The organism is Desertivirga arenae, assembly GCF_017355785.1.
In the GTDB taxonomy this organism is placed as follows: Bacteria; Bacteroidota; Bacteroidia; order Sphingobacteriales; family Sphingobacteriaceae; genus Desertivirga; species Desertivirga arenae.
Map to the genome: position 1 here is coordinate 113,048 of NZ_JAFEWE010000008.1, position 16,324 is coordinate 129,371.

A 16,324-nucleotide genomic window follows, 5' to 3' on the forward strand; every position below is an offset into this window, starting at 1 on the left:
AGCCTCGGTTGCCAAACCATTCATCCCCAACAATGGCCTGCTTTCATTAAGTTGGTTACATCAGAAGCACAGAGGTTATTTGGTTCCGACTATCGAGGGAAAGTCCTCCCGTATCTGCTTATTGAAAATAAAGGAAATATATGAATTGAAAAATGCTGTTTGCTTTACAATCAATATTTATTAAAATATTTCCACCGACATTAGAGATAAAAATCGCAATTATGAAACTTATCTAGATCATACACGTAAACTCCAACATAATGTGTAAGAGATTAGTGTAGAATAGTTTAGGGTTTGTGAGGTTGATATAAAGGTTGGTTCTATTAGGATAGGACCAACCTTTTTTCGTTTATTAAGATCCATAGAATGACCTATTAGTCTTTGTTATTTTATTACAGTTTCTACAGTCTATTCCCAGATAGCTCTTTTTTTAACCTTATTAGAAACCCCAGTAATTACAATAAGCTTTATAACGATTTAATGACCTGGTAATAAAGGCTTAATACTGCTATTTTACATTTGTGTATTAATTGGTTAAGCAGTCTGGTCCTCATGATAAGGCTTTTGTTAGATTGAAAGCTCGACCCTACAAAACCCTATAAAAATAATATAACATTTGGTAAGTGAATTCTAACTCTCTGTTTTATTACGCTTCAAGTCTCCTTGTTTTCTTTTCATGAGGTAAATTATTAGCTGTGATATTTTGGCTTTGCAATCATCACAGTACCTTGAGAAATTATGCATGAGTCGAAAGGAATACTGTCATGAATACTGATGAATTACTTGCACTTCAACTGATCATATTTTCGGAGCAATGCTTTTAATTTATCACCAACACCCTCATTTACTTCTCCACCATGATAGCAGAGGATGCGTTCTGCTCCAATCTTCACCAATTTTTCTACAGATTGTAGTGCGGCAGCTAGGTTAAGGGTAAATTCTGGATTGGCAATTTCTGGTTCTCCATCTCCAATTACTACAGCATCTCCTGCAATAAGTGTATTACTAGGAATATGAAAAAGAGATAGATGACCAGGGGTGTGCCCCGGCGTTTCAATGATTAGGAGATCGGGCCATGGACTTTTACCTTCAGATAGGTATTCGTCAACTTTCGCAGTATCAATACTCTCCAAGGTTTTCTGAAACTCCAGCGCATACTTTTTCTGATCATCATCCAGCGTGTCATATAGTTCTTCAGCTTGTAAGAGTCGCGGAGCTTTTTCTGTACCTTCGATAAACGCAGCCTCTATGACTGAGGAGTATACTTTAATTCCAGGATATCTGCACCTGATCTTTGCCAATGAACCCACATGGTCCAGGTCATGATGAGTAATCACTATTGCAGTAATTTCAGACATCGAAAAACCTGTCTTTTGAACAGCATTTTCAATCTTCGTTAGAAAACCGGGATAACCACAATCAATCAAAATAAGATCCTGAGCGCATTTAATCAAACCAGGATAAATGTATTGTTTGCCTTCGGGACCAATATACTCGAGCTGTAAAGTAAATATTTGTGACACTATAGATTATGCTTTTCCCCCTAACGTAATTCCGGATCTCTCTGTAACAGCTCAGCTTATTGAATTTTATAAAGGCTTACTGCTCAGACTTTATAAATAAAATCAGGCGAGGTTATGAGAAACTCACTTGGGTAAGCTACTCCTTCCATGAGATGTTATCTTTTATAGGCTTTGCCGGAACTCCTGCAGCAATGACTTCATTTGGAATGGTGCCCGAAACAAGAGACATTGATCCAATAACAGACCCATCTCCAATGCGGGCACCCTTTAAAATTGAAACCATGCGCCCTATCCACACGTGTTCACCAATGTAGATATTCCTATCGAGGTTAATACGTTCTCCAGCTGGATTGAAGATACTATGGCTATCAGTTGTCCTTACATCAATTTTTGTGGAGAACAAACACCTCGAACCAACTTCTACCTTAGTTCCGTTATGAACAATAAAATCTGCGCCGTTAATACGGGTATTATTGCCAATCTTAATGGCATTTCCATCACCAAATAACTCAATTGTTCCTGAAAAATAAACTCCTTCTCCCAACTCAACCCGGTTGTTATTTCCTCTGACTTCGATAGAGGCATTTCTAATCCGGCAACCAGCACCTATAATAACCTTCGAATTACCTTTAATTTTTATGGAGGTACGCAAAATATTACCCTGAATATTAAGGGAACTATCTTTGCTCTTTCTTAATGTATTTGATATTCCCCATCTGTTTCTTATGGAGATAAATAATCTTTTTGCTTGTGTTTTCATAGTAGGGGTAGATGTTTTATGCAACGGTTGTTAGATAAAGCACAAAATAATAAAAAATAAAGCTATTATCTTGCAAGATCCGAAAAGATCTTTCTGCAAAATTAATTTTTCAGTGTAAGCCTGATCTTTTTATGCCTCTACTTTTTTCGTTTTATTACCACCGCATTGGCAACTTTTCTTTCACCTGCATGATCCCAGACCTTATTATCAGAAGGGTAACTAACAATTCCATTTTCTGGGAAACCATTAATCCATAATGCAGAAGATCCACCACCGTCCATACTAATAGCTTTCCGGCAACCCATCCATTTTAAAAATCTTCCAAGCTCCGTTAAGCTCATACCCATAGCATTTTTATCCCTGCCATCTACAACAACAAATAAGAGTCTATTCTTCTTATCCAGGGCGAGGGCAGAGCGGGGATGACAATAGGTATTGTGAGATACTGTGTCTAATTGCTGCACTTTCCGGTCTAGAAGCACAACAGGTCCTGAAACCAATACATCTTCTCCTTCTAAATGCTTCTCCCAGTCGTTTGTTCCGTCCCATTTAGCAATATCGAGCTGTTTGTCTTTTATTATAATAGCGCCCTTACGGTGCGGTGGGCGAAGGCCATCTTTTGAGCGTTTATTCGTATCAATTACTTCCCCGTTTGACCGCAGAAAATCCACAGATCCGCCTCGTTTTACATCAAAAAAGCCAGCGTTTATTGCAGCTATTGCTTTATGCTCGTTTCCAAATTCACTCACCTTTTTAAGCAGGGTATCTTCGTAAACTAGATCCACCGCATATTTTCTCATGTTTCTCACTTCAAGTATACTTATATACTGATTAGAATGAAATAAGGAGCTGTCTTTAAACCAATACTGTTTCAGGTTTATCTTGGGGGCAACCCTTTTGGTAAGCCATTTCGCTTTAACAACCCTTAAAGAATCGGTTTGGGAATAAGACTTATAGCCCAGGCCTAATGTGAATAAGCTGATTAATAGAGGAATGCGAACGCTGAAGTAGAATGAGTTAAGGTAGGACATGGTTTCAAATATAGAATTATCAGGTTAAGATAACGCTCTTGTACTATTAAAAAATTGTAGCTTCGGTCTTGAAATTACAGAAACTCAGTCAGGATTTAATGCACTACATTACCTTTCAGTAACCAGTAATTTCATAGAAATAACTTCTTGAACGGACAGGAGGTTGGAAAAAAGAAGTCTCCCTTTTGGATAATCTCAATCTGGTTCCTATTTTTATCACTCAGAGCGTTAATGTTGTCCTATTTGTACTACCAGGATACATTGTCTCTTATTTAAATTTAACTAACCTGTTACTACACTGGGAAACATTTATCCGACTGATTTTACCAGGATCGGAACATAACACATAGAAGATAAAATGTTATCAAATAGTTTTCAATTTGTAGAGCTCTAAATTATTCAATATGAAACTAAGACTTGGAATGATTGGTGGAGGGCAAGGTGCTTTTATAGGTGCTGTCCATCGCATTGCATCCCGAATAGACGATGAATATGAATTAGTATGTGGTGCCTTTAGCAGCGATGCAAAAAGGGCACAGCTAAGTGGAGAAACTTTAGGCTTGGAAAAGGATCGTATTTATTCTTCTTATCAAGAGATGATTAACCAAGAAAAACTTCTTTCTCCGGCAAAGCGAGTTCAGGTAATTAGTATTGTAACTCCAAATAATGTTCATTTTGAGCCTGCGAAACTTGCCCTTGAGAATGGTTTTCATGTAATTCTAGATAAGCCCATGACCTTAACCCTTGAGGAAGCCAGGCAATTAGAAGCTATTTCTAATACTGCCGGCACTAAGCTTTGTCTTACCCATACCTATACAGGTTACCCCATGATAAAGCAAGCAAAGGAGTTGATCTCAGCCGGACATATTGGAAAAGTACGTAAAGTATACGTTCAATACCTTCAAGGATGGTTGAGCACTTATCTGGAGGGAAGTGATCATAAGCAAGCTTCCTGGCGTACAGATCCGGCCAAAAGCGGAATTGCTGGAGCAATGGGTGATATTGGCACCCATGCATTTAATCTTATAGAATATGTATCGGGATTAGAAGTTACTCATGTTTGCGCTGATATTAATACTATAGTACAGGGGAGACAACTGGACGATGATGGAGCTGTACTTCTTCGCCTGACAAGCGGTGCAAGCGGAGTCCTGGTTTCGACGCAGGTGGCAACAGGTGCTGAAAATAATATACAAATGAGTGTTTATGGCGAAAAGGGAGGTGTTGAATGGCAGCAGGATGATGCTAATTCTCTATTAGTACGACTAGTGGATAAACCAACAGAAATATGGCGAACAGGTGGCTCCTATACTGGAAGCCTTGCTAACCATAACACCAGAACTCCAGCCGGGCACCCTGAAGGCTATCTAGAGGCTTTCGCTAATCTTTACCGAAATTTCGCTTTGACGTTAAAGACGGATCTGGGAGAAATCGAAGCCCCACCGGAAGCCGCAGATTACCCGGGGATAAGGGAGGGGTTGAGAGGTATGGCTTTTATTGAAACCGTTATTGCCTCCGGAAAATCTGATCAGAAATGGACACCACTTATTTTATAAATCTATGTTAACAATTAAAGGACCTGCTATATTTATAGCACAATTTATTGGTGATAAGCCTCCTTTTAACAATCTGCAAAATATTGCCCAGTGGGCTGCTTCGTTGGGTTTCAAAGCACTTCAAATTCCTACCAGCGACCCTCGCTTTATTGATTTGCAACTAGCAGCTGAAAGTAAAACTTATGCTGACGAAATTAATGGCGTTGTAAAGGAGTTGGGACTGGAAATTTCTGAGCTCTCTACCCATACCCAAGGTCAGTTAGTGGCAGTTAATCCCGTATATAACGACTTGTTTAATGGATTCGCACCTTCTAAGTTTCACAATGATTTTAAAGGACGACAGGAATGGGCTGTTCAACAAGTTAAATATGCGGCAAAAGCTTCTCAAAATCTCGGTTTAAAAGCTAGTGTTACCTTTAGCGGAGCTTTAGCCTGGCCTTTTATTTATCCCTGGCCGCAAAGGCCGGCAGGATTAATTCAGGAAGCATTCCAGGAACTCGGTAAGCGTTGGCATCCTATTCTGGATTATTACGATGAATGTGGAATTGACCTTTGTTATGAGATACATCCGGGGGAAGATTTGCACGATGGTGTTACTTATGAGATGTTCTTGGAAAGGGTGGGGCAGCACCAACGTGCTAATCTCTTGTATGATCCCTCTCATTTTGTTTTGCAATGCCTAAATTATCTCGATTTTATCGATATCTATCACGAGCGAATAAAAATGATGCATGTGAAGGATGCGGAGTTTAATCCAAGCGGTCGGCAGGGCGTATATGGTGGCTATCAAAACTGGGAAGATCGCGCAGGTCGTTTCCGATCCCCTGGAGATGGGCAAGTTGATTTCGCAGCTATCTTTAGTAAAATGGCTCAGTATAACTTCCCAGGATGGGCCGTTCTGGAATGGGAATGTGCTCTTAAGCATCCGGAAGATGGAGCAAGGGAAGGAGCTACCTTTATCAAGGATCATATTATCAGAGTTACAGATTATGCCTTTGATAGTTTTGCCTCCTCCGGCACCAGCTCGATCAATAAAAAGATTTTAGGAATTGAGTGAAGATGTAAATTACTTTATTAAACACCACATAAACTATGATAAATAGAAGAACATTTATTTCCGGAGCTATTGCAGCTGGCCTTGGTCTGGCGCTTAGTCCGGCTTTAATAGCATCTACCAAAAAAAGTAAAGCAGCAGGATTGCAGTTATATACCTTAAGAGATTTATTGAAGGGTGACGTAAGGGAGGTGATTTCACAGGTAGCGAAGGCTGGATTCAAAGAAGTTGAAGTATTTGGCTATAATAAACAGAATGGTTTCTGGGGACTTCAGCCTCAGGAGCTGAAAGGCTTGCTTAAGCAACATAGACTTAGTTCGCCCAGCGGGCATTATGATCTGGGGCGTTATATAAAAAGCGGAAAGATTGAAGATTTGGATGAAACTATTTCAGTGGCTAAATTAATGGGACATCGGTACATTACCATCCCTTATCTTGCTGAAGATCTTCGAAAGACTGCTGAGAATGTAAAAGATCTGGTTTCCAATATTAATAATGCGGCTATTTATATCCGCGACAAAGGACTAAAGCTGGCTTATCACAACCATGATTTCGAATTCAATACAATTGGAGGTAAACTCCTTTATCAATCGCTATTAGAAGGGACAAAACCAGGACTAGTGGACTTCGAGATGGATCTTTATTGGGTGATCCGTGCTGGACAGGATCCGCTGAAGTGGTTCAGACAATATCCTGGAAGATTTAAAATGGTACACGTAAAAGATATGAGTAAAGACAATCCAAAACTCAATACCGAAGTTGGGTCAGGAAGTATAGATTTTAAACACATATTCACTGAAGCGAGGTTAGCGGGAATTGATCATTATATTCTGGAACAAGAAAACTTTGACATAGATGCTTATGAAAGTATAAAGCGAAGTTGCCAGTATTTTTTAAGTAACCTGGCAACTATTTGAGGAGATTGTCAATGATATTCCAGACCGGTCAGGAAAAATAACTGGTTGATCTAACCTTGTTATCCTGAGCGCCTTTTGCACCGTTGGAAACCAAACTATTGCTACTTGCATAAGCTCAATTGCATTTGTTTTGGTATCGGAATGGTAGATGAGTTCAGCAAATATGGGTAACAAATTAAGCATGCTGCAAAGACGATTACGGGGAAGTTTCTATTCAGAAGGATTTTAGAGGCTTTACCAATCAAGGTCGGTTTTTTAGCCCATCACGGGAGTTTTATTGCGAGTATTAAAATAGATATGTTTGTAATCTCAAGGATCAAAAAGCATTATCGTTGAGATCCTCTTTGAATACAAGTACTTGGTGTAATGAATATTAAAACCCTCTTTTTAGTAATACAAGTCTTTATCATTTTTAATAGTAGTCTGGCGCAAAACAATAAGCTTGATGGTAGAAACTTAAATATAGTTTTCATCGGCAATAGCATCACTTACGGCGGCGGATTAAAAGATCCTTCTAAGGAAGCTCCGCCTGTCCGGGCAGTGGAGTGGTTACGTAATAAGAGAAATGTTGGTGATGTCAGCTTTAAAAATATGGGGTTCAGCGGCCATACCACTGTAGATTTTCTTCCGGGAGGGCCTTATGATTTTAAAAAAGTGGTTACGGCTGCTTCTAGTTTCAAAGATAAGGACGCACAGCTGGTTTTCTCGATGATACTTGGTACCAATGATAGTGCAGTGCAAGGACCTAAAGGTGCGCCCGTATCTCCTAAAAATTACGAGGAAAATTTGCACGCTATTGCTGATCAGTTGCTCAAAGAATTTCCTGGTTGTAAGCTTATTTTTCAGCAGCCCATATGGTATAGCCCCAATACCCATAATCGTTCACTATATGGAGCAGAAGGACTTGCACGGCTACAAAGTTATTTTCCGATTATCAGGGAGGTGGTTAAAAGTTATCATACCGCCCATCCGGGTCAAGTGTTTATGGGAGACGGGAAAGCATTTAAATTTTTTAAGAAAAATGCAGAAATCTACTTTCAACACGAGCAAGGTGTTGATGGTGTATTTCTTCTGCATCCTAATAAGCAAGGTGCTGTTAAATTAGGCGAGTTCTGGGCTAAAGCAATTTATAAAAGGCTTCTGAAATAAATACTATTCATCAGCCTTCCACATAGGAATTACTTTCGCAGAAAGAAAATCATCGATAGTTTCAATTAGCGTAACAATATCAAAAGGCTTATGGATAATGGCGTCTGCACCGTAATTAGGAATGGCGTCTTTAAGACTGGCTAAACCTGATACCATAACAATCGGAATATTCCGGGCACTGCTCTCGGCTTTCAAATTTTTACAAATATCTAATCCATTATAGTTCCCGATCCGAATATCCAACAAAATCAAAGCAGGATCAAAACTATTGATAGTTCCCAGAAGGTTATCAGGTGAAATCAAAGTTTTAACTTCATAACCTTCCTCGGTTAAAATCATAGAATAGATATCTAAAATATCAGGATCATCGTCTAATGCGAGAATTCGCTTACCCATCAAGAATGCAAATAATATTTATGTTACAAATATAAACTTTGGGGGCCTTCACTTCACACCCTTTTTTCGATACTACAGTCTTTTTTTGAAAAACTACGAAGGCCGGTCTCTTTATCAGGTGACTAAATGACCCTCATTCTGTCAAGCCGAGTATTGGATCTAGGCACAATTGCGTTACTATTTATAAAGCTTTGCCGCCGCATTAAGCATTGGGAATTGGCGTTGATGCCAGTATGGATACGGCGGTGTCACCTCACTAACCTGGTCAAGCCTTTTTATTTGCTCAGCGGAAAGGTTCCAACCAACGGCCTCCAAATTTTGTTTCAGTTGTTCCTCATTCCGGGCACCAATTATAACGTTAGAAACTGTTGGTCTTTGAAGAACCCAGTTAAGTGCAACCTGTGTAACACTCTTACCCGTTTCTTCCGCAACTTGAGCTAGTGTATCAACGATATCATAGAGCCGAAGTTCATCAGCTTCTGTGTTGACTACCGGACTGCCGCCTTGGGCTACCCGGCTATTCTCTGGGATGGGTACATTTCTGCGGTACTTTCCGGTTAATTTACCAGCAGCTAAAGGACTCCAGACAATAGTTCCGACTTCCTCTTCGATCCCTAAGGGCATTAATTCCCACTCAAAGTCCCTATTCAGCAGTGAATAATAAACTTGATGAGCGATGTACCTGGACCAGCCATACCTTTCGGAGACCGACAAGGATTTCATCAAATGCCAGCCTGAGAAGTTCGAACAGGCGATATACCGTACCTTTCCGCTTTCTACCAAATGTTCCAGCGCTTTTAATGTTTCTTCGATAGGGGTATTGGCATCAAAGCCATGCATATGATAAATATCAATATAGTCTGTATTCAGTCTTTTCAAACTTTCCTCGCAGGCTTTTATCAAATGCAGTCTGGAAGACCCAAAATCATTTGCAGTCTCACCCATTGGAAATGTAGCTTTTGTTGATATTAGAATTTGACTTCTTTTCCCTGTGCAGGCCTTTCCGAGGATTTCTTCAGCCATTCCACTGGAATACACATTGGCAGTATCAAAGAGATTGACACCAGAATCAAGGCAAAGCCCGACCATTCTCGTTGCTTCCGCTACCTGAGTACTTCCCCAGGCTTTGAAGAAATCGTTTCCTCCACCAAACGTGGCAGTTCCGAAGCTTAGAACAGGAACTCTTAGTCCTGATTTTCCTAATTGTCTGTATTCCATAAAGTCGAATATGGGTCTATGAAAAAGGTTGAATGAAATAGTAAAATCAATAAGAACTTTAATACTAACAATGTTTTAATTGATTGTACTTCGGCGGATCATTTACCATTTGTGCTCTTCCACACCCTTGCAAGACATATAATACCGCTTCTAATGCCCTCAATGTTTAAAATCGCCCTGACGTTTACTCAGTATTTCAGTAGGTATGAAGGATTTAAAAGTGACATAGTCACCTCACATTCCTATTATAAATAAGTTTTTTTCTTTATATTCAACCACTAATTAATTGATAGCCTAAGTATTACAAAACATGACATTTTCAACCTTAAAACAATCACTAACTGCGTTAGCCTTAGTAGCACTAACCGTTTCCTGCTCAAAAGAAGACAAAGTCGATGCTACTGTATCGGGTGGAAAGGGAAAAGTCTCCTATTTTGCTAAGGCATCAGGGACAGCTCCTGGTGGATCCGTTATTAAAACCTCAGAAACGCCCCCGGCATCTTCTTATGTTAAATGGTCATCTGCATCTATATTTATAGAGAAGATATCCTTCGTTGGCAAAAACAATAATACGCTCGATACAACCATACTAGTCGGAAAAAACCTGAACATTCTTAATGCAGATGTTCTTACCGGCATATTTAATTTACCCGCTGGTTCGTATAAGGATGTGAAGGTGAAGTTGTTTTTGAAGAAGGCTAATTACCCCGAACTGGCATTCAATTTAAAGGGAACTTTTGAAAATAAAATAGGAGGGACTGATAGTATAATGGTTGCCAGCTCTCTGCCCTTCGAAGCAAACTTGTCTGTTAACGATTTTACAATTAGCGCATCCGACAGTTACAAGGTTGTTTTCAATTTCAACCTGGATAAAGTATTAGCAGGAATATCATCATCTCAACTTCAGGCAGGGGCAGGAAGTAATGTTGTTGGGGGCAAAAGGACTTATTATATCTGGAAGGGTGGCAGTCGGGATGAGCCTTTCTATAACGAGGTTACTGCTAATTGGCAAACAGTTGCAAGTGCTGTAATTTCTAAAGAGTAATTAGTGTTTTGAGAATGAGTGTTTGTAGAGATACTCAAGATATCGACACCAATTCTAATTCAGGAATAAAAAAATTTTTCAGCTAAACAATATGCAGCAATTTCCTCCGTTATTGTTTCATAATTGGTTAGTTGGCTTGCGTCCCCATGATGCGGCCATTCTTTTTTTATAAGCCATTCTGTTTGTTTTTCCAAGGAACAAGTTAAGCGCTAAATCAACAATTACCATATTCCAGGCGTTATTAGCTAGCAGGTTTTTGCAGGGTATATTTAAATGTATTAGGTTATCTATTAAATATCTTGGCATAAGCAGGTGTTATTCAAACTCTTTTACAAACTAATTCGTTTTTTATAATAAACCTGATATTATGCAATTTACCGATGACTCCACACTTAGCTATTTTTTGACCGATCTGTTTAATCGCTATCGAAAAGCTGTGCCTGCGGTCGATATGATTACCAGGTCTCTTATTGATCAAAATGTGATTAATTCTCAGCAAGAGATTATCAATGATCATGTCGCTTTTCGAACCCTTGGTGTACCATACCTCGGAATCACGTCTTTTGAAAAGATATTCCTCTTTCATGGTTATAAAAGAATGGAGCAGTATCACTTTAAGGAGAAAAAGCTGAACGCCTGGTGGTATTCACCTCCATCTCCGGTTTATCCCCGAGTTTTTCTTAGTGAGCTTTTAGTCGGAGAGTTGTCGGAATTATCGCAAGCCATTATTCATAAGTATACGAGACACATTAACACTGATCCGGTTGATTCGCTAAATCTAAATTCGGGCAAAGAAATAGCAGGGTTTTTGCATAGGCCTCTCTGGGATCTGCCGACAAGGGATGATTATGAAGCACTCCTTATAGAAAGTGAATACGCAGCTTGGGTGATATACAACCGTTATTATTTGAACCATTATACCATTAGTGTACATCCACTGCCTGCCGGGTATAACAAATTGGAAAAGTTTAATTTATTTGTGGAGGGAATTGGAATCCGACTAAATGACGCGGGTGGGAAGATTAAAACCAGCGCTGATGGTTTGTTAAGGCAAAGTGCCACTGTAGCGAATATGGTGGAGGCTGTTTTCGCATCAGGTGAACAAAGGGAAATTGCAGGTAGCTATGTAGAGTTTGCTGAACGTAGCATTATTCCTGGTACAAATCTTTACCGGGATGGCTTCGAGACCTCTAATGCAGACAAAATATTTGAAAGCACTTATACCTCTCAAATTAAATAGTGTTAAGATGCCGTAGATCAATTTAACAAATGCGTTATTTTTGATAAAAGAAAAACTCTATTTGAAAGCATGAATCTCGATGGCGAATGGTACACTGATAAGGCAACCAGAATCCTTTATGCAACTGATGCCTCAGCTTATCGTGAACTACCGAAAGCCGTAGCTGTTCCAAAAACAGTAGACGATTTAAAAAAGCTTATTGCTTATGCTAAAGCAAACAAAACTTCTTTAATTCCAAGGACGGCAGGCACATCCCTTGCTGGCCAGGTAGTAGGCAATGGGGTTGTAGTAGATATTTCTAAATATTTTACAAAGATCCTTGAGTTGAACACGGAGGAGCGTTGGGTGCGTGTACAACCTGGTGTTATTAGGGACGACCTAAACCGCTACTTAAAAACCTTCGACCTTTTTTTCGCTCCTGAAACATCAACGGCTAACCGCGCAATGATCGGCGGTATGGTTGGGAATAACTCCTGTGGGGCAAACTCAGTGGTATATGGAAGTACACGGGAACATTTAATATCGGCAAAAGCGATATTATCTGACGAATCTGAAGCAGTATTTGAGTCCTTACCATTTGAATCATTTATTGAGAAGTGTAACGGTGATAATTTTGAATCATCTTTGTACCGTAATATCCGATCTATCCTTAGCAACTACGATAATCAGGTACGCATACGTGAAGAATTTCCGAAACAACAGGTAAGCAGACGAAATACAGGTTATGCCATAGATCTGCTGCTCAATACAAACCCATTTACCGCAGGCACATCAAATTTTAATTTTTGTCAGCTGCTTGCCGGTAGTGAAGGCACATTAGCCCTATTTACTGAACTAAAACTTGGGCTCCAGCCTTTACCAAAAGGAGAAAGTGGTTTACTATGTATACATCTCGATAGTATCAGTGATGCACTTAAGGCAAATATCATTGCTTTGCGATATAAGCCGCAGGTGAGTGAGCTTATAGATCACTACATATTGGACTGTACACGGGAGAACCTGGAACAGTCAAAGAACCGTTTTTTTGTAAGAGGGAATCCTAAGGCAATACTGGCGGTGGAGTATCTGGCAGAAGACCAGAAAGCTGTTCTGGCTATAACTGATAGCGTGGAAGTTGAACTACGGGAATCGGGACTCGGGTATCATTACCCTGTAGTTTTTGGGGGCGACCGGAAGAAGGTATGGGAGTTGCGGAAGGCAGGTTTGGGCTTATTGAGTAATTTACCCGGCGACGATAAGGCGGTAGCTGTTATTGAGGATACGGCAGTGGCGGTAGAAGACCTTCCGGAATATATCCGGGAATTCAATGACCTGCTAAAAAAACATGATCTTTTCTCTGTACACTATGCTCATGCAGGATCAGGCGAATTACACCTGCGTCCCATCATCAATTTAAAAACGGAGGAGGGATTGCAGTTATTCCGCAAAGTTGCTGCAGAAGTTGCCGAGTTGGTAAAGAAGTACAGGGGATCGTTGAGTGGTGAACATGGAGATGGGCGACTAAGAGGTGAGTTTATTCCGTACATGATTGGGAAGGAAAATTACCAATTGCTTTGCAACATTAAGAAAGCCTGGGACCCTGATAATATTTTTAATCCGGGAAAGATAACTGCTACACCTCCCATGGATAAATATCTTCGTTATACTACAGGTGCTCAGGTTCCGGAATTTAAAACAATCTTTCGCTTTCAGGGGCAAAATATTCTGCAACATGCAGAGCAATGCAATGGCTCTGGCGACTGTCGTAAGTTAGAATCGGCAGGAGGGACCATGTGTCCTTCTTACATGGTTACCCGAAATGAAAGAGATACCACTCGTGCAAGGGCAAACGTTTTGAGGGAGATTCTTACCCATTCTACAAGGGTGAACCGCTTTGATAGTGAAGAAATTAGAGAGGTGATGGATCTGTGTATCAGCTGTAAGGGATGCAAATCCGAATGTCCATCCAGCGTTGATATGGCCAAATTGAAAGCTGAGTTCCTGTACCAATACTATCAAAATCACCGTATCCCCCTGCGCTCCCTGCTAGTTGGAAATATCGCAGCATTTAATAAGCTTGCCCAGCCCTTTGCAACGCTGTTTAATGCTATATCCAGTCTATCCCTGACCAAAAAACTACTTGGATTCTCGACTAAACGGTCCCTGCCAGCTTTAGAGGCCTTATCTTTAAAAAAGTGGCATCGTACTCATCCATCTCCTAAGGGCCGTATTGTTTATTTGTTCTGTGATGAATTTATTAATTATAATGAGGTTCAGGTTGGGGTAAAAGCCGTGCAACTTTTGGAAGCTTTAGGATATGAAGTTCGAATTCCAGAACATAAAGAAAGCGGACGGGCTGCGATTTCTAAGGGTTTATTGCAGAAAGCTAAACGTTTGGCAAATGATAACGTAAGGTTATTATCTACCTTAATTTCAGAACAAACCCCTTTGATCGGAATCGAACCATCTGCCATATTAACTTTTCGTGATGAATATCCTGATCTGGTGGATGAAGACCTCTTAAAAGACGCCCAGATGATTAGTCGTCATGCTTTACTGATAGACGAATTCCTTGCCAATGAAATGCGGAAAGGAAATATCAGCAAGGAGCAGTTTGAGGCCGACTCAAAGAAGATTATACTCCATGGGCATTGCCAGCAAAAGGCATGGTTAGCAACAGGAGCCAGCAAAACTATATTGTCTTTTCCAGAAAACTATGTTGTTGAAGAAATCCCCTCCGGATGCTGTGGCATGGCGGGTTCCTTCGGCTATGAAGCAGAACATTATGAAGTTTCAATGCAGATCGGCGAATTAGTATTATTCCCCGCGGTAAGGCAATCTGACGAAGAAACAATAATTGCAGCAACAGGAACAAGTTGCCGCCACCAGATAAAAGATGGAACGGGAAAGATTGCTCGACATCCAGTGGAAATACTTTTTGAGGCGTTAAAGCAATCTTGATGAATAAAAACGCCAAAAAAGCCGGCGTAATTCGCCTCTTTAACTGCCGCAATCATCACAAAAAGATCTACATTTGCGCCTTCTTTTTTGTACTTGGCCTGGTGTGCCAATTCTCCCTTGATTATGAGTAATTTTCTTTACGGCTTAGACTTCGGAACTACAAACTCTGTTTTATCCATTTATGATGAGGATAAGAAAGAGCTCGTTGAAACTATAAGAGTGCCTTCTTTGATCTATTTTCCTGAGCGACTTGCGTCTGAGGATGATAATTATGTAATAGGAGAAGAGGCAATCGCAGGATATTTGGAAGAGGGAATGAAGGGGCGGTTTATTAAATCCATCAAGCAGATCCTGTCTCGCTCCAGTTTTATTGAAACCCGTATCAATGGCAGAAGGTATAACGCATCCGACTTAGTTTCGCTGATTCTTAAGGATCTTAAATCGAAAGCTGATGGAATTACAGGTGTAAATTGTGAAAAGGCTATTATTGGTCGCCCTGTATTTTTTGATGATGATAATGCCTCTAAGGATACCCTGGCCCATACGCGGCTAACTAAAGCGGTTGAGATGGCTGGTTTTTCAAATGTTCGTTTCCAATATGAACCGATTGGAGCAGCCTTCGCGTACGAACGCACACTACAAAGCAAAGAAAGGGTACTGGTTGCCGATCTGGGAGGAGGAACTACAGACTTTACCTGCATTGAGCTCGACCCGGAACAGGCCTACTCAAATGACCGGAGTAAGGACATGATTGCCAGTGGAGGTATTTATATCGGTGGAGATAGTTTTGATTCTTCTTTTATGTGGAATAAAGGAACACCATACTTTGGTAGAGATACAATGTATGAAGCAACTCCCGGCAAGGTTCTAAAAGTACCGATATCCTTGTTCGATAACATCTGCACCTGGGATAAGATGAATTTTTTCAATAGTCTCAGGATAAAAAGAAGTATGGAGGAGTACTATCACTATTCAAACAATGATCCCAAATTCAAGAATCTCCTAACCCTAATAGATAACAATCTAGGCTACTCGGTCTTTCAGTCAATAGAACAAACCAAAATTAGCCTGTCTAACAATGATACTTCTCTTTTTAGATATTCAACGATGGGGATTGAAATAGATGAAATGATCTCTCTTAACGACTATGATGAAGTTATTAAAAAAGACATCCAGAAGATTTCAGTTTACCTTGATAAGTTTTTGAAGGAGAAAAACATTGATCCCGGTTCAATAGATAGCTTATTTCTTACGGGAGGAAGCTCTATGGTAAAGGCAATTAGAAATCTATTTGCGGCTAAATTTCCTGATAGCAGGATAAATTCTGGAGATAACTTTATTAGTGTGGCTAACGGACTAGCTTATAGTGGTTATTTGTTTGAAGAATAGATAGGTTGCCTGCCCATTAGGCGATACTTTTTGAGTCTGGTAACTGCCCCAGGAAATATTAACAGAGTAAGATATATTCTTAATCATTATCCATTTGTTCAATTCT

General features: G+C 40.0%; 13 protein-coding genes. 8 read left to right on the plus strand and 5 right to left on the minus strand.

Annotated features, from left to right (window positions below; all coding sequences use genetic code 11):
• Positions 1–779: 779 nt before the first annotated feature.
• The 3 genes from J4N24_RS16360 to J4N24_RS16370 all read right to left on the minus strand — a co-directional run bounded on the left by J4N24_RS16360 (position 780) and on the right by J4N24_RS16370 (position 3,314).
• Entirely contained in the window at positions 780–1,523 is a 744-nt protein-coding gene (locus J4N24_RS16360) for an MBL fold metallo-hydrolase (RefSeq protein ID WP_207534784.1), read from the minus strand.
• 136 nt (positions 1,524–1,659) lie between these two features.
• Positions 1,660–2,283, minus strand: coding sequence for an acyltransferase (locus J4N24_RS16365; protein WP_207534785.1), 624 nt, complete (start codon positions 2,281–2,283; stop codon positions 1,660–1,662).
• 137 nt (positions 2,284–2,420) lie between these two features.
• Positions 2,421–3,314 carry a phosphodiester glycosidase family protein gene (locus J4N24_RS16370; protein ID WP_207534786.1) on the minus strand — a complete coding sequence of 298 codons (894 nt, stop codon included), beginning with the start codon at positions 3,312–3,314 and terminating at the stop codon, positions 2,421–2,423.
• A 404-nt stretch (positions 3,315–3,718) separates the two neighbouring features.
• Between J4N24_RS16370 and J4N24_RS16375 the strand changes: the two genes are divergently transcribed.
• The 4 genes from J4N24_RS16375 to J4N24_RS16390 all read left to right on the plus strand — a co-directional run bounded on the left by J4N24_RS16375 (position 3,719) and on the right by J4N24_RS16390 (position 7,990).
• Positions 3,719–4,870 (plus strand): Gfo/Idh/MocA family protein, encoded by a 1,152-nt coding sequence (locus J4N24_RS16375; RefSeq protein ID WP_242691674.1) that lies wholly within the window; start codon positions 3,719–3,721, stop codon positions 4,868–4,870.
• Positions 4,871–4,874: 4 nt separating this feature from the next.
• A complete protein-coding gene (locus J4N24_RS16380) occupies positions 4,875–5,927 on the plus strand; it encodes a sugar phosphate isomerase/epimerase family protein (RefSeq protein WP_207534787.1) in 1,053 nt (350 codons plus the stop codon).
• A gap of 35 nt (positions 5,928–5,962) precedes the next feature.
• Positions 5,963–6,841 (plus strand): sugar phosphate isomerase/epimerase family protein, encoded by an 879-nt coding sequence (locus J4N24_RS16385; RefSeq protein WP_207534788.1) that lies wholly within the window; start codon positions 5,963–5,965, stop codon positions 6,839–6,841.
• 366 nt (positions 6,842–7,207) lie between these two features.
• On the plus strand, positions 7,208–7,990 hold the full coding sequence (locus J4N24_RS16390; protein WP_207534789.1) for a GDSL-type esterase/lipase family protein: 783 nt from the start codon (positions 7,208–7,210) through the stop codon (positions 7,988–7,990).
• Between the two features lie 3 nt (positions 7,991–7,993).
• Here the strand turns inward: J4N24_RS16390 and J4N24_RS16395 are convergent, their stop codons facing one another.
• Together J4N24_RS16395 and J4N24_RS16400 are read right to left on the minus strand one after the other, a co-directional pair.
• Positions 7,994–8,386: a response regulator gene (locus J4N24_RS16395; RefSeq protein WP_207534790.1), complete on the minus strand. Its 393-nt coding sequence runs from the start codon at positions 8,384–8,386 to the stop codon at positions 7,994–7,996.
• A gap of 177 nt (positions 8,387–8,563) precedes the next feature.
• A complete protein-coding gene (locus tag J4N24_RS16400; RefSeq protein WP_207534791.1) occupies positions 8,564–9,604 on the minus strand; it encodes an aldo/keto reductase in 1,041 nt (346 codons plus the stop codon).
• A gap of 310 nt (positions 9,605–9,914) precedes the next feature.
• Between J4N24_RS16400 and J4N24_RS16405 the strand changes: the two genes are divergently transcribed.
• The 4 genes from J4N24_RS16405 (at position 9,915) to J4N24_RS16420 (ending at position 16,218) form a co-directional block, all read left to right on the plus strand.
• Entirely contained in the window at positions 9,915–10,649 is a 735-nt protein-coding gene (locus J4N24_RS16405; RefSeq protein WP_242691675.1) for a hypothetical protein, read from the plus strand.
• Between the two features lie 367 nt (positions 10,650–11,016).
• On the plus strand, positions 11,017–11,889 hold the full coding sequence (locus tag J4N24_RS16410) for a DUF1338 domain-containing protein (protein ID WP_207534792.1): 873 nt from the start codon (positions 11,017–11,019) through the stop codon (positions 11,887–11,889).
• Between the two features lie 69 nt (positions 11,890–11,958).
• The gene (locus J4N24_RS16415; protein ID WP_207534793.1) at positions 11,959–14,829 is read left to right on the plus strand and encodes an FAD-binding and (Fe-S)-binding domain-containing protein; all 2,871 of its coding nucleotides are present in this window, start codon (positions 11,959–11,961) and stop codon (positions 14,827–14,829) included.
• A 123-nt stretch (positions 14,830–14,952) separates the two neighbouring features.
• Complete coding sequence (locus J4N24_RS16420; RefSeq protein WP_207534794.1) at positions 14,953–16,218, plus strand: Hsp70 family protein; 1,266 nt, start codon at positions 14,953–14,955, stop codon at positions 16,216–16,218.
• Positions 16,219–16,324 lie beyond the last annotated feature (106 nt).

Coding starts and splice junctions, on each gene's coding strand:
- J4N24_RS16365 (WP_207534785.1), bottom strand. CDS start 2,283: ATGAAAACACAAGCAAAAAGATTATTTATCTCCATAAGAAACAGATGG.
- J4N24_RS16370 (WP_207534786.1), bottom strand. CDS start 3,314: ATGTCCTACCTTAACTCATTCTACTTCAGCGTTCGCATTCCTCTATTA.
- J4N24_RS16375 (WP_242691674.1), top strand. CDS start 3,719: ATGAAACTAAGACTTGGAATGATTGGTGGAGGGCAAGGTGCTTTTATA.
- J4N24_RS16380 (WP_207534787.1), top strand. CDS start 4,875: ATGTTAACAATTAAAGGACCTGCTATATTTATAGCACAATTTATTGGT.
- J4N24_RS16385 (WP_207534788.1), top strand. CDS start 5,963: ATGATAAATAGAAGAACATTTATTTCCGGAGCTATTGCAGCTGGCCTT.
- J4N24_RS16390 (WP_207534789.1), top strand. CDS start 7,208: ATGAATATTAAAACCCTCTTTTTAGTAATACAAGTCTTTATCATTTTT.
- J4N24_RS16395 (WP_207534790.1), bottom strand. CDS start 8,386: ATGGGTAAGCGAATTCTCGCATTAGACGATGATCCTGATATTTTAGAT.
- J4N24_RS16400 (WP_207534791.1), bottom strand. CDS start 9,604: ATGGAATACAGACAATTAGGAAAATCAGGACTAAGAGTTCCTGTTCTA.
- J4N24_RS16405 (WP_242691675.1), top strand. CDS start 9,915: ATGACATTTTCAACCTTAAAACAATCACTAACTGCGTTAGCCTTAGTA.
- J4N24_RS16410 (WP_207534792.1), top strand. CDS start 11,017: ATGCAATTTACCGATGACTCCACACTTAGCTATTTTTTGACCGATCTG.
- J4N24_RS16415 (WP_207534793.1), top strand. CDS start 11,959: ATGAATCTCGATGGCGAATGGTACACTGATAAGGCAACCAGAATCCTT.
- J4N24_RS16420 (WP_207534794.1), top strand. CDS start 14,953: ATGAGTAATTTTCTTTACGGCTTAGACTTCGGAACTACAAACTCTGTT.